Origin of the sequence: Pseudoxanthomonas sp. SGNA-20 (assembly GCF_003931635.1) — a bacterium.
Lineage (GTDB): Bacteria > Pseudomonadota > Gammaproteobacteria > Xanthomonadales > Xanthomonadaceae > Pseudoxanthomonas.
Genome location: NZ_RRYK01000004.1, coordinates 198,703 through 223,450 on the forward strand (window position 1 = coordinate 198,703; position 24,748 = coordinate 223,450).

A 24,748-nucleotide genomic window follows, 5' to 3' on the forward strand; every position below is an offset into this window, starting at 1 on the left:
ACGAGCATGAAATGGTTTGAGATCGGCCTGGTGGTCCTGACCTTCGCCACCGGCCTGGTGTGGCTGCTGGACCGCCTGTTCTTCGCCCGGCGCCGCGCCGCCCGCGCCGGCCTGCTGGACGAGGAGCCGGCGGTGGTGGACTACTCGCGCGCGTTCTTCCCGGTGCTGGCCGCGGTGCTGGTCCTGCGCAGCTTCGTCGCCGAGCCGTACAAGATCCCGTCCAGCTCGATGATGCCGAACCTGCTGATCGGCGATTTCATCCTGGTCAACAAGTTCTCCTACGGCCTGCGCCTGCCGGTGACCAACCGCAAGTTCGTGCCGCTGGGCGAGCCGGAACGCGGCGACGTGGTGGTGTTCAAGCCGCCGCACGACCCGGACCAGAACTGGATCAAGCGCGTGGTCGGCCTGCCGGGCGACCGCATCGCCTTCCACGGCGACACCCTGTACATCAACGGCGAGGCGGTGCGCTACACCCCGATCGGCCAGTACGTGGGCAAGGGCCGCGGCGCGGAGATGGACGGCGCGACCCTGCTGACCGAGCACCTGCCCGGGCGCGACCACCGCGTGCTGGAGTGGATCGACCGCGCCGCGCCCGCTGGCCAGGGCGAGTGGACCGTGCCGGAAGGCCACTATTTCGTGATGGGCGACAATCGTGATAATAGCGAGGACAGCCGGTTCTGGACCCAGACGTCGTTCCTGCCGGAGGAGAACCTCCGCGGCAAGGCGTTCCTGATCTGGCTGAACTGCGAGGGCTGGTTCTGTACGGGGAGTTTCGATCCGGGACGGATCGGGACGAGGATCAAGTAAGGCGCAAGGCGCCGGTTGGGGGAATGGCAATGAAGCGCAAGCAAGGCGGTCTGAGCCTGGTCGGGTTCCTGATGGCGCTGGCGGTGCTGGGGTTCGCCGCCTACGTCGGCATGAAGCTGTTCCCGATGTACCAGGAGTACTATGCGGTGCGGTCGGCGATGAAGGGCCTGTCCAACGAGCCGGGCGTGGCCGACATGAGCCCGCAGCGGATCCAGGAGCTGTTCTTCCGCCGCCTGTACATCAACTATTCCGAGAACGTGAAGCCGCAGAACGTGAAGTTCGAGCGCGCCAACGGCGGCTGGGTGATGCGCGTCACCTACGAGGTGCGCCGGCCCCTGATCTACAACCTGGACGTGGTGGGCAACTTCGATACCCGCCAGGCCCTTACGCGGCGCGGTAGTGGCGAGGAATGACCGCAAGCTGGTGCGCGACCGGATCGGCCATGCGTTCGCCGATCCGTCGCTGCTGCAGCAGGCGCTGACCCACCGCAGCGCCGGTTCGCCGCACAACGAGCGGCTGGAATTCCTCGGCGACGCGGTGGTCAACCTGATTGCCGCCGAGGCCCTGTACCAGCGCTGGCCCAAGGCCGACGAGGGCGTGCTGACCCGGGCCCGCGCCGAGCTGGTGCGCGAGGCCTCGCTGGCGGTGATCGCCCGCCAGCTGGAGCTGGGCGAGCGCCTGACCCTGGGGCCGGGCGAGCTGAAGTCCGGCGGCTTCCGCCGCGATTCGATCCTGGCCGACGCGGTCGAGGCCGTGGTCGCCGCGATCTACCTGGACGCCGGCTACGAGGCCTGCCGCGCGGTCGTGCTGCCCTGGTTCGAACAGGCGCTGGCGGCGCTGCCGGTCGGCAAGCCGGAAAAGGACGCCAAGACCCGCCTGCAGGAATGGCTGCAGGCGCGGCAGAAGCCGCTGCCGGCCTACGAGCTGGTCTCCGAAAGCGGCGAGGAACACGCCAAGGTGTTCCTCGCCCGGTGTACCCTGAGCGAGCCTCCGGCCAGCGCCGAAGGGCAGGGCACCTCGCGGCGCCTGGCCGAACAGGCCGCGGCCGCGGCGGTGCTGGAACGGCTGGAGCCCCCGCTCCGGCAGCCATAGACGGTCCGACAAGTGAATCCCGGAAACAACGAAGCCCCCCACCGCTGCGGCAGCGTCGCCGTCGTCGGCCGCCCGAACGTCGGCAAGTCCACCCTGGTCAACGCCCTGGTCGGGGCCAAGGTCAGCATCGTCTCCAACCGCCCGCAGACCACGCGCCACCGCCTGCTGGGCATCGCCACGGTGCCGGGCGGGCAGATGCTGCTGGTCGACACCCCCGGGCTGCACCGCGAGCAGGGCCGGTTCAAGGCCTCGGCGATGAGCCGGGTGATGAACCGCACCGCGCGCGGCGCGGTGGAGGACGTGGACGCGGCGGTGCTGGTGGTCGAGGCCGGGCGCTGGGACGAGGAGGACACGCTGGCGTTCAACGTGCTCCACGACGCCGGCGTGCCGGTGGTGCTGGTGGTCAACAAGGTCGACCGGCTCAAGGACAAGACCACCCTGCTGCCGTTCCTGGCCGAGGTGGCGAAGGACCGGGATTTCGCGGCCGTGCATCCGATCTCCGCGCTCAAGCGCAAGGGCCTGGACGACCTGGTCGCCGACATCCTGGCGCAGCTGCCGGAGGCACCGCCGGTTTACGACGAGGACGAGATCACCGACCGCAGCCAGCGCTTCCTGGCCGGCGAACTGGTGCGCGAGCAGCTGATGCGCCAGCTCGGCGACGAGCTGCCGTACGCCACCACCGTGGAGATCGAGCGCTTCGCCGAGGATGGCGCGCTGCTGCGCATCGGCGCGGTGATCTGGGTCGAGCGCGAGGGCCAGAAGCCGATCGTGATTGGCAAGGGCGGCGCGCGCCTGCGCGAGATCGGCAGCAAGGCGCGGCAGCAGATGGAGCGGCTGTTCGGGCGCAAGGTGTTCCTGGAGACCTGGGTGCGCGTGCGCGAGGGCTGGTCCGACGACGAGGCCGCGCTGAAGGCCTTCGGCTACGGCCAGGAGTAAGCCGCGCATGGCCGGCGGGGACTGACATGCGCATCGAGGGCGACAGCGCCTTCGTCCTGCATGCCCGCCCGTGGCGCGAGACCAGCCTGCTGGTCGAGGTCCTCAGCGCCACCCACGGCCGCCTGGGGCTGGTCGCGCGCGGGGTGAACTCGCCGAAGCGGCAGGTGCTGCGCGCCGCGCTGCAGCCGCTGCAGCACATCCGCTACGACGCGGTGCTGGCCGGCGAACTGGCCCAGCTGCGCGGCGCCGAGGCCCTGGACGCCGCGCCGCGGCTGGGCGGGCAGGTGCAGCTGGCCGCGTTCTACCTCAACGAGCTGGTGCTTCGCCTGGCGCCGCGCCAGGATCCGCTGCCGGAACTGTTCGGGGCCTACGCCCGCACCCGCGCCGCGCTGGCCGACGCCGGCTCCCTGGCCTGGACCCTGCGCCGCTTCGAGCGCGACCTGCTCGGCGCCCTCGGCGTGGGTTTCGAGCTGGACGTGGACGGCGACGGCCAGCCGCTGGACCCGGCCGCGCGCTACCGGCTCGATCCGGAACACGGCCCGCGAAGGTTGCTCAGCGACCGCGGCCACGGCGAGCGCAACGCCGCCGCCACCGGCGCCGCGCTGCTGGCGCTGGCCGCCGACGTGCAGCCGGGTCCGGAGGACCTGGCCAGCCTGCGCCTGCCGCTGCGCGCGGTGCTCGCCCACCACCTCGGGCCGCGGCCGCTGGCCTCGTGGGAAATGGCCGCGCAGCTGCAGCGCCTGGGGCGCGGCGCCGACTGAAGGCGCCGCGCGCAGGCGCGTAGAATCCGCGCATGCCATCCAAGCCCCGGATCCGCACCGTCCACGGTGCCGACATCGAACCCTGGCTCGACGAGGTCGCCCGCCTGCGGGTGGCCGTATTCCGCGACTGGCCGTACCTGTACGACGGCGACAGTTCCAGCGACTACGAGCGCCAGTACCTGCAACCCTACGTCGCCTCGCGCGAAAGCGTGCTGGTGCTGGCCCTGGACGGCGACCGCGTGGTCGGCGCCTCCACCGGGCTGCCGCTGCTGGACGATGCCGAGGCCTTCGCCGCGCCGCTGCAGCAGGCCGGCCTGCCGGCCGCGGACGTGTTCTATTTCGGCGAGTCGGTGCTGTTGCCCGCCTACCGTGGACTGGGCGTGGGCCATGCCTTCTTCGACGAACGCGAGGCCCATGCACGCAGGCTTGGCCGCTTCCGCTTCACCGCGTTCTGCGCGGTGGACCGCGATCCGGATGATCCGCGCCGCCCGCCCGGGTACCGGCCCAACGATGCGTTCTGGCACGGCCGCGGCTATGCGCGCCTGCCGGGACTGGCCGTCCGCCTGGCGTGGGAGGAGATCGGCAGGGGCGAAATCGAACATGCGCTGACCTTCTGGTCGCGCGACTGGAAGGAGAAACCATGAAAGTTGCCGCCTGCCGCTACGAAGTCGGCAAGCCCGCGGATTTCGAGGCGTTTGCCGCGCGCCAGCGCGCTTTGCTGGAACAGGCCGCGGCGCAGGGCGTGCGCGTCGCGGTGCTGCCGGAATACCTGTCGCTGGAGCTGGCGGCCATCCACGGGCCGCAGGTCTACGCCGACCTGCACGCCTCGCTGCAGGCGATCCAGCAGCATCGCCAGGCCTGGCTGGCGCTGTTTTCCGGCCTCGCCCGAGAGCTGGGCATGTACATCGTCGCCGGCAGCTTCCTGCTGGACATCGGCGCCGGCCGCCATCGCAACCGCGCTGACCTGTTCGCGCCCGATGGCGGCCACCAGTGGCAGGACAAGCTGCAGCTGACCGGCTTCGAGAAGCGGACCGGGGTGATCGTGCCCGGCGAGGCGCTGAAGGTGGTGGATGTGGCCGGCGTGCGCGCGGGCATCAGCATCTGCTACGACAGCGAGTTCCCGCTGCCGGTGCGCGCCCAGTACGAGGCCGGCGCGCGCCTGCTGCTGGTGCCCAGCTGCACCGACACCGCCGCCGGAGCCACCCGGGTGCGCGTGGGCTGCCTGGCGCGCGCGCTGGAGAACCGCTTCTTCGTCGCCCAGGCCGTCACCGCCGGCGACGCGCCCTGGAGCCCGGCGCTGGATACGAACACCGGCGACGCGGCGATCTACGCGCCGATGGACGTGGGCTTCCCGGCCGACGGCATCCTGGCCAGCGCCGGTGCCGGCCAGGAATGGGCGATCGCCGAGCTCGACTTCGCGCGGCTGGAAGACACGCGCCTCACCGCCCAGGTCGCCAACGACCGCGACTGGCCGGCGCAGCTCGCACCGGCAATCGTGCGCGCGCGGGTGGAAGGCTTCGATGCGCTGCCTGGCGCGTCCGGCTAGGCAACGCCCGCCAGCCAGAGCGAACCGCCGCCCAGCGCAAGGCCCATGGCGATGGCGGCCAGGACGTCGCTGGGATAATGCAGCCCCAGCACCACCCGCGAGGCCGCGACCGAGGCGCTGAACGGCAGCAGCAGCGGCGCCAGCACCGGATAATGGGCCAGGGCCACCACGCTGAAGGCCACGGCGTGCAGGGTGTGCCCGGAGGGGAAGCTGAACTCGTCCAGCGGCGCGACCCATGCGCGGATGCGCAGGTCGGCGGCAAATGGGCGCGGTCGCCTGGTCCATCGCTTGAGGCCACGGTACAACGCCAGCGAGGCCAGGCCCACGGCAGCCATGTGCAGGGCCGTCAGGCGGCCGCCCTCGCCGCCCAGCACCGCCAGTGAGGCGATCAGCGCGTACCAGGCGAAGCCGTCGCCCAGGCGGCTGACGCAGGCGAAATAGCCGCGCACCGACCTGCGCATGCACATGCGGTTGGCCAGCAGGCACCAGCGCTGCTCGCGTGCATGCAGGCGTGCACCGGGGCCGGCGCGCGCCGGCAGCTCGGCGGGGAGCGGATCAGGCGGCGAGAGGTGCATCGAGGGCTCTACGGCGGGCCAGCGTCGCCAGTAGGGCATCGAAGTCGGCCGCGACCTGTTCCGGGCGCAGCCCCAGCACCGCGGTGCGCGCCGCCACGCCCATCTCGCGGCGCAGGGTGGCATCGCCCGCCAGGGCGACGGCGGCGGCGATGAAGCCGGCGTCGTCATGCGCCAGCAGCCCGTGTACGCCGGTATGCAGGTGTTCGCGGGCGGCGCCGGTGTCGAAGGCCACGGTCGGCACGCCGCTGGCCATCGCTTCGAGGACGACGTTGCCGAAGGTCTCGCTGAGGCTGGGGAACAGGAACAGGTCGCCGCTGGCGAAGTGCCGCGCCAATGCCTCCCCGCGCTGCATCCCGCAGAACACGAAGTCGGGATTCCCGCGCGCCAGCGCCTCGCGCAGGGGGCCGTCGCCGATCCACACGAAGCGCGCATCCGCGCGCTGCCGCTGCAGGGCGCGGAACGCCCGGACTGCCAGGTCCAGGTTCTTCTCCGCTGCGATCCGCCCCACGTACACCACCACCGGCGTGGCGGCATCGGCGCCCCAGTCGCGGCGCAGGTGCGTGTCGCGACGGAACGGCGTGAACTGCGTGGTGTCCACCGCCCGCGCCAGCCGCACCACGCGCGAGAAACCCTGCGTGCGCAGCGCCTGCTCCAGCTCCATGGTCGGCACCAGGGTGGCGTCGGCGCGATTGTGGAAACGGCGCATCAGGCGCAATGCCCCCGGCTGCAGCCAGGCCAGGCCGTAGTCGCGCATGTAGTGGTCGAAGCGGGTATGGAAGCCACTGGCGACCGGAATGCCGAGGCGCCTGGCGGTGCGGAGTGCCGACCACCCCAGCGGGCCTTCGGTGGCGATGTACACCGTGTCCGGTCGCGTGCGGCGCCACTGCCGGTGCAGCGCGCCGGATGCGGGCAGTCCGATGCGCAGGCCGGGGTAATGCGGCAGCGCCGCGCCGGGGAGGAGCAGGGTTTCCAGGCCTTCGTCCGGGCCAGCACCGGGCTGGCGCGGACGGGCGACCTCGACCGCATGGCCGCGCCCGCGCAGGCCAAAGGCCAGTGACTGCACGGTCAGTGCGACCCCGTTGACCTCGGGTGGCCAGGTTTCGGTGACGAGGGCGTAGCGCATGGGCCGTCTCCGGTTGCGCTTCCAGCCTGCCTGCGGTCGATGCCGGGGCGATTACCGCCGGATGACGGCCTGGTGACAGACGCCGCGCGGATGCGCCCGCTCACGGCCGTGACGGCGGATCCGGTGTGACCGACCCGACCGTCAGCGCCACGGTGCCGTCGCGCAGGCGGGCCTGCACGCGGTCGCCCGGCGCGACCTGGGCGACCGAGTGCACCAGGGCGCCATCGTCGCCGCGGGTGACGATCGAATAGCCGCGCGCCACCGTGGCCAGCGGGCTGCACGCTTCCAGCGAGCGCGCCAGGGCGCGCAGCTTGAGCGCATCGCGCTGCAGGATCCGGGCGATCGCGGCCTGCGGGCGCGACTGCAGGCGCAGCAGGCGTTCGCGCAGCTGCGCGACGCGTCGCTGCGGATGGTGGGCGCGCAGTACCGCGCCGGCGTGGCGCAGGCGTGCGTGCTGGTGCTGCAGCTGTTCGCGCCAGCGTGCTTCCAGCCGGCGTCGCAGGGCTTCCTGGCGTTGGCCGAGCAGGCGCAGCCGGTTCTGCGGCGACTGTGCCTGCAGGCGCAGCGCGGCGCGGTCGGCACGCTGCATGGCCTGGCGCAGGCGATGGCCCTGGATCGCGCGCAGGCGGCCGTGCAGCACGCCGATGCGCGCCAGCAGGTCGCGCCGGTCCGGTACCAGCAGCTCGGCGGCCACCGACGGCGTGGGCGCACGCACGTCGGCGGCGAAGTCGGCCAGGGTGAAGTCGGTTTCGTGCCCGACCGCGGAGACGACCGGCACCGGCGATGCGGCGATCGCACGCGCCAGGCGCTCGTCGTTGAACGCCCACAGGTCTTCCAGCGAGCCGCCGCCGCGGGCCAGCAGGATCGCGTCGTAGCGGCCGCTGGCGCCGGCGCGCTGCAGCAGCGAGGTGATCTGCGCCGCGGCGGTCTCGCCCTGGACCAGGCTGGGGAGGATTTCCACGTCCAGCAGCGGGCAGCGGCGGCCGAGCACGCTCAGCACGTCGCGCACCGCCGCGCCGGTGGGCGAGGTGATCACGGCCAGGCGCCGCACCCAGCGCGGCAGGGGGCGCTTGCGTGCGGGGTCGAACAGGCCCTCGGCCTCCAGCTTCGCCTTCAACGCCTCGTAGGCGCGGCGCAGGGCGCCTTCGCCGGCTTCCTCCAGGTGGTCCAGCACCAGCTGGTAGTCGCCGCGTGCCTCGTACAGGGTGAGCCGGCCGCGGGCCAGCACCTTCATGCCCTCGCGCGGCACGAACTTCAGCCACTGGCTCTTGGGCCGGAACATGGCGCAGCGCACCTGGGCGCGCGCGTCCTTGAGGTTGAAGTACAGGTGCCCGGAGGCCGGACGGGTGACGTTGCCCAGCTCGCCCTCGACCCAGACCAGCGGGAAGGCACTCTCCAGCAGGTCGCGCGCCAGCGTGTTGAGCTGGGCGGGGGTGAGGACGGGGTTCTGCTCGGACATCGGCGCGTACGGCTCGGCGGGACAGGATAGCGCGGCAGCGTGCGTGGTGCCGGAGGCGCTCCGGGCGGCCAGCCCAGAGCGAGCCGTCGCGGCGCCCGGCAGCGCCCCCCAAATCACCAATCACCAATCACGCCCCTCGATGCCGCTCCAGCGCCCAGGCCACATGCTCCCGTACCAGCTGCGAAGGGTGCTCGCGGCGCGATTCCAGCGCGGCGACGACTTCCGGCGTGGTCGGAGCGTTGCCCAGGGCCACGGCGATGTTGCGCAGCCAGCGCTCGTGGCCGCTGCGGCGGATCGCGCTGCCCTCGGTGCGGCGCAGGAACTCCTCCTCTTCCCAGGCGAACAGCTCGGCGAGGGTGGCCTGGTCGAGGTTGTTGCGGGCGCGGAAGTCCGGCTCGTCGGTGCGCCGCGCGAACTTGTTCCAGGGACACACCAGCTGGCAGTCGTCGCAGCCGAAGATGCGGTTGCCGATCGCAGGGCGCAGCTCCTCCGGGATCGGGCCGTCGTGCTCGATGGTCAGGTAGGAGATGCAACGCCGCGCATCCAGCCGGTAGGGCGCGGTGATCGCCCCGGTCGGGCAGGCGGGGATGCAGCGGCTGCAGGTGCCGCAATGCGCGCTGGCCGGCGGATCCACCGGCAGCGGCAGGTCCAGGTAAATCTCGCCGAGGAAGAACCAGGAGCCGCCGTCCTTGTCGATCAGGCAGGTGTGCTTGCCGATCCAGCCCAGCCCGGCGTTGCGCCCCAGTGCGCGCTCCAGCACCGGCGCCGAGTCCACGAACACGCGGTAGCCGAAGGCGCCGAATTCCCGTTGCAAGCGTTCGGCCAGCTTCTGCAGCCGGTTGCGCATCAGCTTGTGGTAGTCGCGGCCCAGGGCGTAGCGGGCCACGTAGGCGCGGCGGCCATCGGCCAGCGTGGCCCAGGCCTGGTCCCCGTCCTGGCCGTAGTCCAGGCCCACCGAGACCACCCGCACCGTTCCCGGCACCAGTTCACGCGGACGGCTGCGCGCGGTGCCATGGCGCGCCATCCAGTCCATGGTTCCGTACAGGCCCTGGGCCAGCCAGTCGCGCAGGTGGGCCTCGTCCTCGGCCAGGTCCACGCCGCTGATGCCGCAGCGCTGGAAGCCGTGCTCGCGCGCCAGCTCGCGCACTCGCCGTGCGGCAGCGACGAGGTCGATCGCCGCGGGCTGGGCCGGGCTTGCGGGCGGGGTGGGGGACATGCGCCGATTATAGGAGCCGCCGCAACGCCGGCCCCGGCGCCCGCGGCTTAGAATTGCGCCATGCCTGCCTCCGCCACCCTGCTGTTCGACAGCCGCGCCGCCCGCCGGATCGACCAGGAGGCGACCGCCGCGCTCGGCGGCGACGGCTACGTGCTGATGACACGCGCCGGCGAAGCTGCCTGGCGGGTGCTGCGCGAACGCTGGCCGCATGCGCGCCGGATCGTGGTGGCCTGCGGCAGTGGCAACAACGGAGGCGACGGCTACGTGCTGGCGCGGCTGGCCTTGCAGGCCGGCCTGGACGTGCGCGTGGTGCTGCCGGCCGGCGTGCAGCCGCGCACGCCGCTGGCGCAACGTGCCGCGGCCGATTACGCCAGCATCGGCGGCACCCTGGAACACTTCCCCTGCGCGCTGGACGATGCCGAGCTGCTGGTCGACGCGCTGCTGGGCATCGGCCTGGAGGCGGCGCCGCGCGAACCAGTGGCCGCTCTGGTCGCGGCGCTGGACGCGGCGCAGGCGCCGGTATTCGCGCTCGACGTCCCTTCAGGCATCGACGCCGACCGCGGCAGCGCGCCGGGCGCCGCCCTGCGCGCCGACTGCACCCTGCAGTTCATCGTCGAACACAGCGGCCTGCGCACCGGCATGGCCTTGGACCACACCGGCGAACTGCTGCTGGACACCCTGCAGGTGGACGCCGCGGCGTACGCGGCGGTGGCGCCGCCATGCGCGCGCCTGCTGGATGCATCCGCGCTGGCGCAATGGCTGCCGCCGCGGCCGCGCGACAGCCACAAGGGCCGCGCCGGCCACGTGCTGTGCGTGGGCGGCGACCACGGCAGCGGCGGCGCGGTGCTGCTGGCGGTGGAAGCCTCGCTGCGCAGCGGTGCCGGCCTGGCCAGCGTGGCCACGCGCGAGGCGCACGTGCCGGCGCTGCTGGCGCGGCGCCCGGAAGCGATGGTGCACGCCGTCGAGGACGCCGAGGCGCTGGCGCCGCTGCTGGCGCGCGCCAGCGTCGTCGCCTGCGGACCGGGCCTGGGGCGCAGCTCGTGGTGGGGCGGTGCGCTGTTCCGCAAGGTGCTGGAGAGCGACCTGCCGCACGTGCTCGATGCCGATGCCCTGAACCTGCTGGCCGAAGCGCCCATGCCACTGGGCGACGCGATCCTCACCCCGCATCCGGGTGAGGCCGCGCGCCTGCTGGGCAGCAGCACCGCCGCGGTGCAGGCGGACCGCTACGCCGCCGCGGCCGCGCTGGCGCAGCGCTACGGCTGCGTGGTGGTGCTCAAGGGCGCCGGGAGCATCATCGCCGCGCCGGGCGAACTGCCCTGCGTGCTCGACGCCGGCAATCCCGGCATGGCCACCGGCGGCATGGGTGACCTGCTGACCGGCACCATCGCCGCCATGCGCGCCCAGGGGCTGGACGCGTTCCAGGCCGCCTGTGCCGGCGCCCTGCTGCACAGTGCCGCCGGTGACGCCGCGGCAGCCGACGGCGGCCAGCGTGGCCTGTTGCCCTCGGACCTGCTGCCGTGGCTGCGGCGGCTGGCCAATCCCCCTTCTTTGCAGGCAGTTTCCCGATGCTGATCGAGCTTCCCGGTCCCGAGGCCACCGACGAACTGGGCCGCGCCCTGGCCGCGAGCCGGCCGCAGCCGGCCGTGGTCCACCTGCACGGCGACCTGGGCGCCGGCAAGTCCAGCCTGGCACGCGCGCTGCTGCGCGCGCTGGGGGTGCAGGGGCCGGTGCGCAGTCCCACCTACACCCTGGTCGAGCGCTACCCGGTGCCCGGCGGCGAGGCTTGGCACCTGGACCTTTACCGCATCGCCGATGCCGGCGAGCTGGACTTCCTCGGCCTGGACGGCGACGAGGCCACGCTGTGGCTGGTGGAGTGGCCCGAGCGCGGCCAAGGCGCGCTGCCGGCGCCGGACCTGGAAGTGCACTTGGCGGTCGCTGGAGCCGGGCGCCGCGCCCGCCTGGAAGCCCGCTCCGCGGCGGGCCAGGCCTGGCTGTCAGCCCTCGACCTGAACGGGCGCTTGCAGGGCGTTCCTGCCGGGTGATCGCAAGAAGATCCCCCAGGTGGCGGATTCTTAAAGGATTTTCACTTGCAATGCACGCCGGCTGGTGATTGAATCCGGCCCATGTGCCACCTCCTCGCCCGGTTTGGCGTGCTGGCGGCGGGCCTCGTGCTCGCCGTGATCGGCTGCGTGGGCGATGCCCTGGCCGGCGAGGTGAAGGGCCTGAGCCTGCAGCAGGGGCCCACCGGAACCCGCGCCGAGGTGCAGCTGCACGGCGCCGGGCAGTTCAAGACCCTGAGCCTCAGCGGGCCGCACCGGCTGGTGCTGGACCTGCCCGAATCGCACGCCGCCGCGGGCCTGAAGCTGCCGGCCCCTGCCGGCCTGGTGACCAACGTGCGCACCGGGCAGCCGGTGCCCGGCACCTACCGCATCGTGTTCGAACTGGCCGCGCCGGTGGCCAGCCTGCCGGTGCGCGCCGAGCCCACGCCGGAAGGCGCGCGCCTGGTGATCGAATGGCCCGGCGACGGTCCGGTGACCCCGGCTACCGCTGCCAGCCCATCCGGGCCGGGGCCGGCCACGGTCGCCGCGGCTCCAGCCGCCACCGCTTCCGGTTCCGGCGACACGCCCGCGCCGGCCAGCGATGCGGCCGCGCGCGCCGAGGCCGCGCGTGCCACCGCGCTGCTGACCGCGCAGGTGGTGCAGGCCGGCCGCGCCAGCGAGCCGGCGCCGCAGCCGGCGCAGCCGGCACCGGCGGCGGTCTCGCCGCAGGCCATCCTCGAGGGCCGCGCCGGTGCGCTGGCCGGCACCCCGGCGCCTGCGACCACCACGCCGGCCACGCCCGCTACCGACAATGCCCCGCCGCCGGCCGCCACCCCGGCGCCCGCGCCGGTGCGCCCGGCGGTCAATGCCGCCGCCGCGCGTCCGCTGATCGTGGCCATCGACGCCGGCCACGGCGGCCAGGACCCGGGCGCGATCGGCCCCACCGGCAAGCGCGAGAAGGACGTGACCCTGGCCATGGCGCGCGAGCTGGCGCGCCAGATCGATGCCACCCCGGGCCTGAAGTCCTTCCTGGTGCGCGACAGCGACGTGTTCATCCCGCTGCCGATGCGCGCCCAGCGCGCGCGCGCGGCCAAGGCCGACATCTTCATCTCGATCCACGCCGACGCGGCCGAGAACCGCAACGCGCGCGGCTCCTCGGTCTACGTGCTGTCGACCAAGGGCGCTTCCTCGCAGCGCGCGCGCTGGCTGGCGGACAAGGAAAACGCCGCCGACCTGGTCGGCGGCGTGCGCCTGCAGCAGACCGAGGCGGTGCTGGCCAACGTGCTGCTGGACCTGGCCCAGAGCGGGCACATGCGCGCCTCCGAGGACGCGGCCCTGCACGTGCTCGGCGGCCTCAAGCGCGTGGGCAACAACCACAAGCCCAACATTGAGCGCGCCAACTTCGCCGTGCTGCGCACCTCGGACATGCCGGCGATGCTGGTGGAGACGGCCTTCATCTCCAATCCGGACGAGGAGAAGCGCCTCACCGACCCGGCGTTCCAGCGCAAGGTCGCCGGCGCGGTGCTGGAAGGCATCACCACCTATTTCAGCCGGCAGCCGCCGCCGGGCACGCTGTTCGCGATGCGCGCCGAGGCCGACCTGGCCGCGGCCGGCGGCGCGGGCGGCACGCCCTGATCCAAGCGCGGGCCGGCGCGCCGGCGGCGCGGCGGCTATCATCACGCCTGATCCTCCTGACGGCCTGCGCGCCGCCGTGATGCCGTGCCGATCCGACAGCTTCCCGACACCCTGATCAACCAGATTGCCGCCGGCGAGGTGGTCGAACGCCCGGCCTCGGTGGTCAAGGAACTGGTCGAGAACGCCCTCGACGCCGGCGCCACGCGCGTGGACATCGACCTGGAGGAGGGTGGCATCCGCCTGATCCGGATCCGCGACGACGGCGGTGGCATCCCGCCCGGGGAACTGCCGCTGGCGGTCAGCCGCCACGCCACCAGCAAGATCGCCTCGCTCGACGACCTGGAAGCGGTGGCCACCCTCGGCTTCCGCGGCGAGGCCCTGCCCTCGATCGCCTCGGTCAGCCGCTTCATGCTCGCCTCGCGCACCCGCGACGCCGAGCACGGCGCGGCGCTGCACGTGGACGGCGGCCAGATCGGCGAGGTGGTGCCCAAGGCGCACGCGCCGGGCACCACGGTGGAAGTGCGCGACCTGTTCTACAACGTGCCGGCGCGGCGCAAGTTCCTGCGCGCCGAGCGCACCGAGCTGGGCCACATCGAGGAATGGCTGCGCTCGCTGGCGCTGGCGCGCCCGGACGTGGAGCTGCGGGTGAGCCACAACGGCAAGCCCTCGCGCCGCTACCGCGCCGGCGACCTGGACGCGGCCGCGCGCCTGGGCGAGACCCTCGGCGACGACTTCGCGCGCAGCGCGCTGCGCATCGACCACAGCGGCGCCGGCCTGCGCCTGCACGGCTGGATCGCGCAGCCGCACTATTCGCGTGCCAGCGCCGACCAGCAGTACCTGTACGTCAACGGCCGCGCGGTGCGCGACCGCAACGTCGCCCACGCGGTGAAGCTGGCCTACCAGGACGTGCTCTACCACGGCCGCCAGCCGGCCTACGTGCTGTTCCTGGAGCTGGATCCGACCCGGGTGGACGTCAACGTGCACCCGGCCAAGCACGAGGTGCGCTTCCGCGACGCCCGCCTGATCCACGACTTCGTGTTCCGCACCCTGCAGGAGGCGCTGGCGCAGACCCGCGCCGGCATGGAGGCCGGCGCCGCCGCCGCCATGCCCGCCGGCCAGCCGGCCGCGGCCTGGGGCGGCGCCGCGCCCGCTGCCGCACCGGCCGTGAGCGATGGCGGTGCCCGCCCGTTCGTGCCGTGGACGCCGGCGCCACAGCCGCTGGGCCTGCGCGTGGACGAGGCGGTGGGCGCGTACGCGGCGCTGTACGGACAGGCGGACGGGGCCACGCCGGCCGCGCCACCGCTGCCACGCCAGGACCAGGCCCTGCCCGAGGGCAGCGGCGAGATCCCGCCGCTGGGCTACGCGATCGCGCAGCTGCACGGCATCTACATCCTGGCCGAGAACGCCGACGGCCTGGTGGTGGTGGACATGCACGCCGCCCACGAACGCATCGGCTACGAGCGCCTGAAGGCCGCGCACGACGGCATGGGTCTGCGCGCGCAGCCACTGCTGGTGCCGCTGTCGCTGGCGGTGGGCGAGCGCGACGCCGACGTCGCCGAGCGCGAGGCGCAGACCCTGGCCGAGCTGGGCTTCGAGGTCACCCGCAGCGGCCCGCAGACCCTGGCCGTGCGCAGCGTGCCGGCGCTGCTTGCGCATGCCGATCCGGAAGCGCTGCTGCGCGACGTCCTGGCCGACCTGCGCGAGCACGGTGCCACCCGCCGCGTGGCCGCCGCGCGCGACGAGCTGCTTTCGACCATGGCTTGCCATGGCGCGGTGCGCGCCAACCGGCGCCTGACCATTCCGGAAATGAACGCCCTGCTGCGCGACATGGAAGCCACCGAGCGCTCCGGGCAGTGCAACCACGGGCGCCCGACCTGGGCGCGATTCACGCTGGGGGAAATCGATCGATGGTTCCTGAGGGGAAGATGAGGGCCCTGCGCGCCATGGGGATGGCGGCGCTGCTGGCGGCGCTGGCCGGCTGCGGCGGCGAGGCGGGCAGCGACGATATCTCCGCCGAGGCCGAGCGCGCGGCCGCCGCGGCGGTGTTCCAGGCCGGGCAGGAGGCCTGGCGCCGGGAGCGCGAGCAGGAGCTTCTGCGGCCGGACGGCTGGACCAGCCTGGTCGGCCTGCACTGGCTGGAGCTGAAGGCGCACTACATCGGCAGCGGCGAACGCATCGCCAGCAACATGCGCCTGGCCTTCGGCCCGGAGCGCATGGGCCTGGTCACCCGCGACGACGACGGCCGCTACTGGTTCACCCCGGAGCAGGGCGTGGAGCTGACCCTCAACGGCGAGCCGCTGCGGGGCAAGGTGCGGCTTTACAGCGACCATGACCCGGAGAAGGCGGTGATCGGCTTCGACGGCGACAAGGGCAGGCTGACCCTGGTCCAGCGCGGCAACCGCCATGCCCTGCGCGTGCGCCACGCCGACGCGCCCACCCGGGTGGGCTTTGCCGGGCTGCAGTACTGGCCGGCCGATCCGGCCTGGCGGATCGAGGCGCGCTTCGTGCCGCATCCGCCGGGCAAGACCCTGCCGATCGCCGACATCGTCGGCACCCGCAACGACTCGCCCAATCCCGGCTACGTCGAGTTCGAGCGCGACGGCCGCAGCTTCCGCCTGGAGGCGCTGGGCGGGCCGGAGGAAGGCCTGTTCTTCGTGCTGGCCGACCGCACCAGCGGCCACGGCAGCTATCCGGCCGGACGCTTCCTCGACGCCGACTGGCCGGGCGAGGACGGCAAGGTGGTGCTGGACTTCAACCGCGCCTACAACCCGCCGTGCGCGTTCACCCTGTTTGCGACCTGCCCGCTGCCACCGCCAGAGAACCGCCTGGACCTGGCGATCACCGCCGGCGAGAAGAACTACACCGGGAACGTGCACTGACCCCGGGAGCGCCGATGCACGCCCTGTTTCCCCGCGCCTGCGGCCCGTCCCGTCGCTTCGCCCGCCTGGCGGTACTGCTGCTGGGGCTGCTGCTGACGCTGCCGGTGCTGGCCGCGCCGCCGGTGCCGCTGCTGTGGAAGGTCTCCGACGCGGACAATTCCGTGTACCTGCTGGGCTCGTTCCACATGCTGCGCCCCGGCGACGAGGTGCTGGCCGCCGAGGTCGAGGACGCCTTCGCCGCCGCCGACGCACTGGTGTTCGAACTGGCGCCGGACGAGGCGACCTCGCCCACGCTTGCGGCCGCCATGCTGCGGGCCGCGCTGCGCAAGCGCCCGGGCACGCTGCAGGACGACCTGGGGCCGGCGCTGTGGGCGCGGATGCAGGCGCACGCCGCCGCCACCGGCCTGCCGCTGGCGCAGCTGTCCGGGGTCGAGCCGTGGTTCCTGGGGCTCACCCTGGCGATCGGGCAGCTGCAGCGGATGGGCTTCGACCCGGCGCTGGGCCTGGACCGGCAGCTGATGCAGGCCGCCGCCAGTGCCGGCAAGCCGGCGTCCGGGCTGGAGCGGGCGGCCGACCAGATCGCGGTGCTGGCCGGGATGCCGTTGGCCACCCAGGTGCAGATGCTGGACCAGTCCCTGGCGCAGGCCGAGGCCGGGGACGAGGCCATCGAGGCCATGTACCGCACCTGGCGCCGCGGCGATGCCGAGGGCCTGTGGCGGCTGCTGGGCGAGGACCTGCGGCGCCAGTACCCGGAGCTGTACCGGCACATGAACGTGGCCCGCAACGAGGCCTGGCTGCCGCAGATCCGGCAACGCCTGGAGCGGGGCCAGGGCGACGTGCTGGTGGTGGTCGGCGCGCTGCACCTGCTGGGCAGCGACGGCCTGGTCGAGCGCCTGCGCGCGCAGGGGTACCGGGTCGAGCGCGTGTGCCGCGCCTGCGCCGGCCGCTAGCGTTCCGCGCCGGCCTCAGGCGGCCGGCGCCGGCTCCATCACGATGCAGTCCACCGGGCAGGCGGGCACGCACAGCTCGCAGCCGGTGCACAGTGGATCCAGCACCACGTGCATCAGCTTCGGGCCGCCGATGATGGCGTCCACCGGGCAGGCCTGGATGCACTTGGTGCAACCGATGCAGTCCGCCTCCACCACCACCGCCACCGCCGGCGGCTTGCACTGGCCGCGGCTGCGGTCGTAGGGCACGGGCGGCACGCCCAGCACCCGCGCCAGCGCACGCGCGCCCTCGTCGCCGCCGGGCGGGCAATGGTCCGGTCCGGCCTGGCCGGTGGCCATGGCCTCGGCGTACGGGCGGCAGCCGGGATAGCCGCACTGGCCGCACTGGGTCTGCGGCAGCAGGCGGTCGAGGCGTTCGACCAGGGGCGGAAGCGGAGCGGACATGCGCGGGCGATGCGGCGGGCCGGCCATTATCGCCGCTGCGCCGCCTGTACACACGCGCCGCGGCGCCGCATGCTGCGTGCACGAGAGGAGGGCAACCGATGTCCTGGAAACGGATCTGGCCGGTGGCGGCGCTGCTGGCGGCCGCGCCGCTGGCCGCACAGCCGCCGGCCCACGCGGCGCACGCGGTGGCGGTGCAGGCCTACACGGCGCCGGTGGCGCCGGACATCCAGGCGCCGGAGCTGCGCGAACTGGAACCGGTGCTGCGCGAGGCCCTGGCCGGCGCGCCGGACTTCGCCGGCGGCCAGGTGCTGGTGCAATGGGGTTGCGGCACCGACTGCCTGCGGCTGCTGGCCGCCGACCGCGGCAGCGGGCGGCTGGTGCAGTTGCCGGGCGCGGCCTGCTGCTGGGCGGGCGAGGGCGAGATGCTGGACTACCGCGCCGACAGCCGCCTGCTGGTGGTCAGCGGCCGGCTCGGGGACGGCCCTGGCCATGGCCGCCACTACTTCGTGTTCGAACACGGGCGCTTCGTGCCGGTGTTCTTCGAGCCTGTGCCGGCCGACTGATCCGGCGCCTCAGGCGATGCGCCGGCCACGCCACCAGCGTTCGTGCGCCAGCGCCAGCATCGCCTGGTCCTCGCGGCTGTCGCCGTAGGCGTGGATGCGCGCGTAGCGCGACAGGTCGTAGCGGGCGCGGATGTCGACTGCCTTGTGCGCGCCGCGGTCGCCGCCGGCGTAGCGGCCGGTCAGGCGGCCATCGACGCTTTCCAGGCGGTTGCAGACCAGCTCCAGCCCGTGCCGTCGGCACCACGGCGCCAGGTAGGCGTCGAGCGAGCCGGAGACGATCACCACGGTATGCCCGCGGGCGCGGTGCGCGGCGATGCGTTGCATCATCTCCGGCCGCAGCAGGCCCGGCAGTTCGCGCTCGGCGTAGTCGGCGCCGGCGGCGCGGACCCAGGTCGCGTCGCGCCCGGCGAATGCCTTGCGGGTGGCCCGCACGCGCAGCGCCGAGGCCGACACCAGGCCCAGCCGGTAGCCGGCCACCCAGGGGCCGATGGTCCAGCGCGCCCGTGCCAGCTGCCCTGGCGTGGCCAGGCGGCGCAGGAAGCGGCCGTAGGTATCGCAGGTGGTGACGGTGTGGTCGAAGTCGACCAGGGCCAGTTCCATCGGCCTCCCTCGCGTCCCTTGCATGGGGCGGCGCGGGCCGCCGTTGCGGGTGCCGCCGTTGCCGCGCCCGCGGATGGGCCTGCGCCACCGGGCGGCGCAGGCCGCAGTGCGGATCAGCGCACCGGCATGCCGGCCTGGGCGCCTTCGTCGGCGTCCAGCAGGGCCAGCGCACCGCCGTCGAAGCCGGCCGACAGGATCATGCCCTCGCTGATGCCGAAGCGCATCTTGCGCGGGGCCAGGTTGGCGATGAACACGACGTTGCGGCCGACCAGCTTCTCCGGTTCGCCGTAGCTGGCGCGGATGCCGGAGAAGATCTGGCGCTGGCCCAGCTCGCCGGCGTCCAGCAGGAAGCGCAGCAGCTTGTCCGAGCCTTCCACGAAGCCGCACTCCAGCACCTTGCCGATGCGCAGGTCGAGCTTGGCGAAGTCCTCGATGCCGATGTACTGCGGCGCGCTGGCCGCCGGCGCGGCGTCCTTCTTCGCCTCGGCCTTCTTTTCCGGCTGGGCGGGGGCGGCGGGAGCGGCGGCGAGGGTGTCCTTGGAGGCTTCGGTCATGGCGTCGATCAGCTTGGGGTCGATACGGGTGAACAGGGGGGTATAGGCGGCCACGGTGCGACCGGCCAGGTCCACGCGGCGGTCCACCGCCAGGGTGGTGCCCAGCCAGGCCTCGGCACGGGCGATGGTCGCCGGCACGATGGGCTTGAGCACGCCGGCGATGTCGGCGAAGGCCTGGATGGCGGTGCTCAGCACCAGGTGCAGGTCGGCGCGCCGCGACGGGTCCTTGGCCAGCGCCCAGGGTGCGGTAGCAGCGATGTACTCGTTGGCCAGGTCGGCGGCCGCCATCGCGTTGCGTGTCACCGCCGCGAAGTTGTCTTCTGCGTAAAGTTCCGGCGCGGTTTCGATTCGTCCGCGTACATTGGCGAGCAGATGGCGCGCGGTCTCGGCCCAGCCTTCGGAGAGGTCGCCGGTCTCATTGACTAGCGGCGGGGGCGTGGCCAGCACGTTGCCGAAATGCACGTCCAGCAGCTTGGCGCAGCGGCTGGCGATGTTGGCGAACTTGCCGACCAGGTCGCTGTTCACGCGGGCGACGAAATCGGACAGGTTGAGGTCCAGGTCGTCCACGCCGCCGGAGGACTTGCACGCGAAGTAGTAGCGCAGCGCGTCCGGCTCCAGTCCCACGTCCAGGTAGGTGCGGGCCATGATGAAGGTGCCGCGCGACTTGGACATCTTGGCCCCGTCCACGGTCAGGTAGCCGTTGACGTGCAGGCGGTCGGGCTTGCGCAGGCCGTTGCCTTCCAGCACCGCCGGCCAGAACAGGCCGTGGAAATTGACGATGTCCTTGCCGATGAAGTGGTGCAGCTCGGCGTGGTCGCCCGGCTGCAGCAGCCGCTCCATGGCCGCCTCGTCGAAGTCGCCGGCCTTGCCGCTGCGGGCCAGGGCCAGCAGGCTGGAGAAGTAGCCGATCGGCGCGTCCAGCCACACGTAGAAGTACTTGCCGGGGTGGCCGGGGATCTCGAAGCCGAAGTAGGGTGCGTCGCGGGAGATGTCCCAGTCGCGCAGGCCGCCTTCGCCTTCGATCCACTCGGCCAGCTTGGCCTTGACCCCGGGCAGGGCCACGTCGCCGGCCAGCCACTCGCGCAACACCTCGGTGTACTGGCCCAGGCGGAAGAAGAAGTGCTCGGAGGCACGCAGCTCCGGGGTGGCGCCGGACACGGCCGAGCGCGGATCGATCAGGTCGGTGGGGCCGTAGGTGGCGCCGCAGACCTCGCAGTTGTCGCCGTACTGGTCCGGGGACTTGCAGCGCGGGCAGGTGCCCTTGACGTAGCGGTCGGGCAGGAACATCTGCTTGACCGGGTCGTACAGCTGCTCGATCGAGCGGCGCTCGATGCTGCCGCGCGCCTCCAGGGCGGCGTAGAAACGCCCGGTCAACTCGCGGTTCTCCTCCGAATGGGTGGAGTGGTACCAGTCGAAGGCCACGCCGAAGGCGTCGAAGTCGCGCTCGTGCTCGGCCTTGATCCGGGCGATGAAGGCCTCCGGGGTGACCCCGGCCTTCTCCGCCGCCAGCATGATCGGGGTGCCGTGGGTGTCGTCGGCGCAGACGTAGTACACCGCGTCCCCGCGCATGCGCCGCGCCCGGACCCAGATGTCGGCCTGGATGTAGCCGACCAGGTGGCCCAGGTGCAGCGGGCCGTTGGCGTAGGGCAGGGCGTTGGTGACGAGGACGGAGCGGGACATGGCGGTCGGTGGGGAAAGGGACCGCCGATTATCGCATGGCGGGCGCTCCGGGCCCGCCGGGCGGCTGCCGGCGCCCCGGCGCACGGGCCCGGCGGGGCCGGGCCCGTGCGCGGCGGCGCTCAGAAGCGGTAGGTCGCGCCCATGTAGAAGAACCGGCCGATGCTGTCGTAGTTGGCGCTGCCGATGTCGGCGCCGAAGTAGTTCAGCGGCGGGTCCTTGTCCGAGGCGTTGTCGATGCCGAGGTACACGTTCAGCTCGCTCTCCGGGAAGGTGTAGCCCAGCCGGAGGTTGTGGTAGGTGTACGAGCCATTCATGATCGGCCTGGCCGAGCCCGGGTTGGCGTTGTAGCTCTTGGGCTGGACCCGCAGGTTGCCGTCGACGTACTTCATGTTCCAGCTGGCGCTCCAGTTGCCGAACTCGAAGCTGTTGTCCAGCGTGGCGCGCCAGCGCGGGTCGGTGTAGTAGGTGACGTTCTCGTCGAACTCGTCCGGGAAGTCCTGGAACTGCCACTCCCGCGACTGCAGCAGGCGGGTGCCGACGAAGCGCGAGACCACGCTGGCGCCGAACAGGTTGTAGCGGTAGTCGATCTCCAGGTCCACGCCGACCCGGCGCGACTTGGCCAGGTTCTCGTTCAGCGCCACCCAGCGGGTGATCGAGTAGGCCGGGAAGTCGCGGCCCTGCGGGTCGACGTAGCCGCCCACCGGGGCGCGGGTGATCATGGCGCAGAACTGGTTGCCGATGCCGCCGGGCGAGTCGACGCAGCGGGTGGCCAGGGTCTGCGCGTTGACCGCGCCGATCGCGTCCTTGAGGGTGATGTTCCAGTAGTCCACCGACACGCCCAGCCCGTTGATGAAGTCCGGCTGCCATACCAGGCCCAGGGTCCAGCTGCGGGCGCGCTCTTCCTCCAGGTCCGGGTTGCCGCCGCTCACGCCCGGCCGGCTGGCACTGAAGGTGTCGATCCAGCCTTCCGGGATGCCCAGCGCGCTGCAGTTGGCCACGCGCAGGGCGCGGTCCTCGGCGGTATCCGGGCGGTTGGGGTTGGTGGGCTGGTAGTTGCAGGGGTCGTTGATGGTCGCGAAGTTCTCCGACTGCGGGTTGTACAGCTCGCCGATGCTCGGCGCGCGCACCGCCCGCGCCAAGGTGCCGCGGAAGCGCAGGGTGTCGATGATTTCCCAGTTCAGGCCGATGTTCCAGGCCAGGGTCTCGCCGATGCTGCTGTAGTCGGAGTGGCGCGCCGCCAGGTCCAGGGACATGTTGTAGATGCCGGGCAGGTCGGCCAGCAGCGGGATGGTGGTCTCGGCGAACACCTCGGTGACGTCGTACTCGCCGCCGCGGCTGGGGATGGCGTTGAGGAAGGTCAGGCCCAGCGCGGCCAGCGGGTCGGTGTTCTCCTGGCTCTTCTCCTTGCGGTACTCCACGCCCGCGGCGAAGCCCACGTCGCCGGCCGGCAGCGAGAACAGCCGGCTGTTGGCCACCGAGGCCGCCACCACGTTCTGCTCCAGGGTCGAGGAATTGAGCGAGGTGGTGTTGAACCAGGCGATCGCCTCGGGCGTGCGCGCCACCGCGCCGTCGCCGAACACGCTGAACGGGATGCAGCCGTTGCTGGCGAAGCTGGAGTAGCGCGTGCCGGTGTGCGGGTTGACCGCGTCCTCGTCGATGCTGGCGCGGCAGACGATGTTGCCGTTCTCGTCGCGCACCGCGTCCAGGCCGGCGTGCCAGCGCTCGTTGATGCGGTTGTTGAGGTTGCGGCGGTCGATCTTGGACTGGCCGTAGTTGACCGATGCCTCGTAGGTCCAGTCCTCGCCGAGGTTGCCCTCGAAGCCGAACACCGCGCGCACGGTCTGGCGGTCCACGTCCTCGCCGCGCCGGCCGGCGTCGACGTTGAAGCGGGTGACCTGCAGCTGGGTCAGGCCGTTGGCGTCCATCAGCGCGCCCAGCTCGGGCGAGATGAAGGCGTTGTCGCGGCGGATGCGGATCGGCTGGTCGAACGCCGGCTGGCCGTAGAAGTTCGACTCGGTCTTGCTGTACTTGCCCTCGAAGAACATGCGGTGGTTCTCGTTGAGCTCGAAGTTCAGCTGGAAGTTGGCGCTGAAGCGGTCGAACGCCGGCTCCAGGTCGGCCACCGCGTTGAGGTCGGCGAAATCGCAGTCCACGCATGAGGTCGGGCTGACCACCACGCCGTCGTAGCGGGCGCGGCGGAACGTGCCGTCCGGGTTGAACAGGTAGCGGTTGGTCGGGTTGTTGACGTTGAAGCTGCCGATGGTGAACACGCCGCCGTAGGAGATTGAGTGGTTGCCGCCGGGCCTGGCGAACACGTTCTGCGGGTTGCGCTGGCTGGGCGGCTGGCTGGGGTCGAAGTCCGGGTTGGGCACCGAGACCATGAAGCGCCGCCCGATCTCGCGGTCGCCGCGGCCGAAGCGGTCCTGGGTGCTGTACTCGAGCGAGAAGGCCGCGTTGCCGCGGTCGTCGGCGAAGTTCTTGCCGGCGGTGAAGCTGACGAAGGAGCGGTCGAAGCTGCCTTCGTCGGCCATGCCGTGCTGGCCGCGCAACTCCATGCCCTCGAAGTCCTTCTTGAGGATGAAGTTGACCACGCCGGCCACCGCATCGGCGCCGTACACGCCCGACACGCCGCCGGTCATCACCTCCACGCGCTCGATCCATTCCACCGGGATGGTGTTGACGTCGACCGCGGTGGAGCCGGGGCTGGCACCCACGTGGCGGCGGCCGTTGACCAGCACCAGGGTGCGGGACGTGCCCATGCCGCGCAGGTCCAGCAGGCCGAGGCCCGCGGTGCCGATGAAGCGGGTGGAATTGCCCAGGGTGTAGGTGGGCGACAGCGCCGGCATCCGCGCCATCAGGTCGCCGATGTTGGTGGCGCCGGTGCCGCGGATTTCCTCGGCGGTGACCGCGGTCACCGGGGCGGGGGTGATGAAGCCGGTGCGGGCGATGCGCGAGCCGGTGACGATCACCTGGTCCAGCTGGGTGGGTGCGCCGTCCTGGGACCCGGATTCCTGGGCGAGGGCGGGACTGGCGAGGGGTGCGAGCAATGCCATCACCAGGGCAGCGGTGAGGCGGTTGCGGGGGATGACGATCCTGTCATTCATACGGCCACCTGCGCTTTGGGGGACGCCAGAATGCTAGGACCTTCAGGAAAAAATAATTGTTGAGTTATTCGTTATTTCAGAAGTTTTTCTCTATCGGGTAAATGCCGTCCGATTTGCATTGTATATACGTAAGTCCCTGATTATCCCGGAAATATGCATACGTATGGGAATTGTGCAGGCGCCGTGAAAAAGAAGGGGCGCCATCATGGCGCCCCTTCACGGATCCTGTGCCTTGCTTAATGCGGCGTCACTCGCGGATCCAGGTCTGCGACTTGCAGATGAAGGCGACGCAGCCGGAAACCTCCAGCTTCCTGCCGCCGTCGATCAGGGCCAGCTTGGACTTGTACACCTTGCCCTCGTCGGGCTTGAGGATGGTGCCGCCGGAATACTTGCCGCCGCCGTCGGCCTTCATTCCGCGGATGATCTCCATGCCGGTGATCGGCTTGCCCTTGCGGTCGTCACTGCACTTGTCGCAGGTCGGGTTGGGGCGGCTGGGGTTGATCAGTTCGACGATCCGGCCGCTGAAGCTGCCGTCGGCGGCCTGGGTGATCTCGACGTAGGACTTGGGCTTGCCGGTCTCGCCGTCGATGGTCTTCCAGCGGCCGACGACCGGATCGGCGGCCGTGGCGGTCATCGAGGCCAGGGCCAGAAGCGGCAGGGCGAGGCCGGCCAGCAGGGTCTTGCGCATGTTTTCCTCCCGGATGCAGATGGCCTGCCGGATGCGGCGGGCCTGGCCTCTTATACCAGCATCCGCCCCCGTACGGCTGACCGGATGCGGACGCTGCGTG

At 72.1% G+C, this 24,748-nt stretch carries 23 protein-coding genes; 14 read left to right on the forward strand and 9 right to left on the reverse strand.

Annotation, left to right across the window (positions count from 1 at the left end):
* Window positions 1–6 precede the first annotated feature (6 nt).
* The 7 genes from lepB to EIM48_RS09785 are packed head-to-tail and all read left to right on the forward strand — an operon-like array spanning window position 7 to window position 5,142.
* Window positions 7–807: a signal peptidase I gene (gene lepB, locus EIM48_RS09755; protein WP_019399687.1), complete on the forward strand. Its 801-nt coding sequence runs from the start codon at window positions 7–9 to the stop codon at window positions 805–807.
* 29 nt (window positions 808–836) lie between these two features.
* Entirely contained in the window at window positions 837–1,220 is a 384-nt protein-coding gene (locus EIM48_RS09760) for a DUF4845 domain-containing protein (protein WP_125111540.1), read from the forward strand.
* On the forward strand, window positions 1,207–1,899 hold the full coding sequence (gene rnc / locus EIM48_RS09765; RefSeq protein ID WP_019399685.1) for a ribonuclease III: 693 nt from the start codon (window positions 1,207–1,209) through the stop codon (window positions 1,897–1,899). Before EIM48_RS09760 ends, rnc begins: the two co-directional genes overlap by 14 nt.
* A 12-nt stretch (window positions 1,900–1,911) precedes the next feature.
* On the forward strand, window positions 1,912–2,835 hold the full coding sequence (era, locus tag EIM48_RS09770) for a GTPase Era (protein ID WP_019399684.1): 924 nt from the start codon (window positions 1,912–1,914) through the stop codon (window positions 2,833–2,835).
* 26 nt (window positions 2,836–2,861) lie between these two features.
* The gene (recO, locus tag EIM48_RS09775) at window positions 2,862–3,596 is read left to right on the forward strand and encodes a DNA repair protein RecO (protein WP_125109057.1); all 735 of its coding nucleotides are present in this window, start codon (window positions 2,862–2,864) and stop codon (window positions 3,594–3,596) included.
* A 32-nt stretch (window positions 3,597–3,628) separates the two neighbouring features.
* Complete coding sequence (locus tag EIM48_RS09780; protein WP_125111541.1) at window positions 3,629–4,240, forward strand: GNAT family N-acetyltransferase; 612 nt, start codon at window positions 3,629–3,631, stop codon at window positions 4,238–4,240.
* Window positions 4,237–5,142: a carbon-nitrogen hydrolase family protein gene (locus EIM48_RS09785; protein ID WP_125076173.1), complete on the forward strand. Its 906-nt coding sequence runs from the start codon at window positions 4,237–4,239 to the stop codon at window positions 5,140–5,142. The genes EIM48_RS09780 and EIM48_RS09785 overlap by 4 nt, the downstream gene beginning before the upstream one ends.
* Here the strand turns inward: EIM48_RS09785 and EIM48_RS09790 are convergent.
* The 4 genes from EIM48_RS09790 to queG form a co-directional block, all read right to left on the reverse strand.
* Window positions 5,139–5,609 (reverse strand): phosphatase PAP2 family protein, encoded by a 471-nt coding sequence (locus tag EIM48_RS09790; protein WP_232210981.1) that lies wholly within the window; start codon window positions 5,607–5,609, stop codon window positions 5,139–5,141. The two genes, EIM48_RS09785 and EIM48_RS09790, sit on opposite strands and share 4 nt — an antisense overlap.
* Before the next feature lie 88 nt (window positions 5,610–5,697).
* Window positions 5,698–6,840 carry a glycosyltransferase family 1 protein gene (locus tag EIM48_RS09795; protein ID WP_125111542.1) on the reverse strand — a complete coding sequence of 381 codons (1,143 nt, stop codon included), beginning with the start codon at window positions 6,838–6,840 and terminating at the stop codon, window positions 5,698–5,700.
* A 100-nt stretch (window positions 6,841–6,940) separates the two neighbouring features.
* Complete coding sequence (xseA, locus tag EIM48_RS09800) at window positions 6,941–8,299, reverse strand: exodeoxyribonuclease VII large subunit (RefSeq protein ID WP_125111543.1); 1,359 nt, start codon at window positions 8,297–8,299, stop codon at window positions 6,941–6,943.
* A gap of 127 nt (window positions 8,300–8,426) precedes the next feature.
* A complete protein-coding gene (queG, locus tag EIM48_RS09805) occupies window positions 8,427–9,515 on the reverse strand; it encodes a tRNA epoxyqueuosine(34) reductase QueG (RefSeq protein WP_028914787.1) in 1,089 nt (362 codons plus the stop codon).
* 60 nt (window positions 9,516–9,575) lie between these two features.
* On the opposite strand from queG, the gene EIM48_RS09810 reads away from it, so the two are divergent.
* The 6 genes from EIM48_RS09810 to EIM48_RS09835 all read left to right on the forward strand — a co-directional run bounded on the left by EIM48_RS09810 (window position 9,576) and on the right by EIM48_RS09835 (window position 17,018).
* A complete protein-coding gene (locus tag EIM48_RS09810) occupies window positions 9,576–11,087 on the forward strand; it encodes an NAD(P)H-hydrate dehydratase (protein WP_125111544.1) in 1,512 nt (503 codons plus the stop codon).
* Window positions 11,081–11,557, forward strand: coding sequence for a tRNA (adenosine(37)-N6)-threonylcarbamoyltransferase complex ATPase subunit type 1 TsaE (tsaE, locus tag EIM48_RS09815; RefSeq protein ID WP_019399675.1), 477 nt, complete (start codon window positions 11,081–11,083; stop codon window positions 11,555–11,557). The genes EIM48_RS09810 and tsaE overlap by 7 nt, the downstream gene beginning before the upstream one ends.
* Before the next feature lie 81 nt (window positions 11,558–11,638).
* Complete coding sequence (locus EIM48_RS09820; protein ID WP_125109060.1) at window positions 11,639–13,189, forward strand: N-acetylmuramoyl-L-alanine amidase; 1,551 nt, start codon at window positions 11,639–11,641, stop codon at window positions 13,187–13,189.
* An 84-nt stretch (window positions 13,190–13,273) separates the two neighbouring features.
* Entirely contained in the window at window positions 13,274–15,118 is a 1,845-nt protein-coding gene (mutL, locus tag EIM48_RS09825) for a DNA mismatch repair endonuclease MutL (RefSeq protein ID WP_125111545.1), read from the forward strand.
* Window positions 15,115–16,068, forward strand: coding sequence for a DUF1684 domain-containing protein (locus EIM48_RS09830; protein ID WP_051403648.1), 954 nt, complete (start codon window positions 15,115–15,117; stop codon window positions 16,066–16,068). Before mutL ends, EIM48_RS09830 begins: the two co-directional genes overlap by 4 nt.
* 14 nt (window positions 16,069–16,082) lie before the next feature.
* Window positions 16,083–17,018, forward strand: a complete 936-nt coding sequence (locus EIM48_RS09835; RefSeq protein WP_125111546.1) for a TraB/GumN family protein — start codon at window positions 16,083–16,085, stop codon at window positions 17,016–17,018.
* A 15-nt stretch (window positions 17,019–17,033) separates the two neighbouring features.
* Here EIM48_RS09835 and rnfB read toward each other — a convergent pair whose 3' ends face one another.
* A complete protein-coding gene (gene rnfB / locus EIM48_RS09840; protein ID WP_125076180.1) occupies window positions 17,034–17,459 on the reverse strand; it encodes an Rnf electron transport complex subunit RnfB in 426 nt (141 codons plus the stop codon).
* A 98-nt stretch (window positions 17,460–17,557) separates the two neighbouring features.
* Between rnfB and EIM48_RS09845 the strand changes: the two genes are divergently transcribed.
* Window positions 17,558–18,022, forward strand: a complete 465-nt coding sequence (locus tag EIM48_RS09845; RefSeq protein ID WP_125076181.1) for a hypothetical protein — start codon at window positions 17,558–17,560, stop codon at window positions 18,020–18,022.
* Between the two features lie 9 nt (window positions 18,023–18,031).
* On the opposite strand, the gene EIM48_RS09850 is transcribed toward EIM48_RS09845, so the two are convergent.
* From EIM48_RS09850 to EIM48_RS09865, 4 genes are all read right to left on the reverse strand, one after another.
* Window positions 18,032–18,622 carry an HAD family hydrolase gene (locus EIM48_RS09850; RefSeq protein ID WP_125111547.1) on the reverse strand — a complete coding sequence of 197 codons (591 nt, stop codon included), beginning with the start codon at window positions 18,620–18,622 and terminating at the stop codon, window positions 18,032–18,034.
* 113 nt (window positions 18,623–18,735) lie between these two features.
* Window positions 18,736–20,856 carry a methionine--tRNA ligase gene (gene metG / locus EIM48_RS09855; protein WP_125111548.1) on the reverse strand — a complete coding sequence of 707 codons (2,121 nt, stop codon included), beginning with the start codon at window positions 20,854–20,856 and terminating at the stop codon, window positions 18,736–18,738.
* Window positions 20,857–20,975: 119 nt separating this feature from the next.
* On the reverse strand, window positions 20,976–23,960 hold the full coding sequence (locus EIM48_RS09860; protein ID WP_125111549.1) for a TonB-dependent receptor: 2,985 nt from the start codon (window positions 23,958–23,960) through the stop codon (window positions 20,976–20,978).
* Window positions 23,961–24,207: 247 nt separating this feature from the next.
* Window positions 24,208–24,648, reverse strand: coding sequence for a DUF2147 domain-containing protein (locus EIM48_RS09865; protein ID WP_125111550.1), 441 nt, complete (start codon window positions 24,646–24,648; stop codon window positions 24,208–24,210).
* Between the last annotated feature and the right edge of the window lie 100 nt (window positions 24,649–24,748).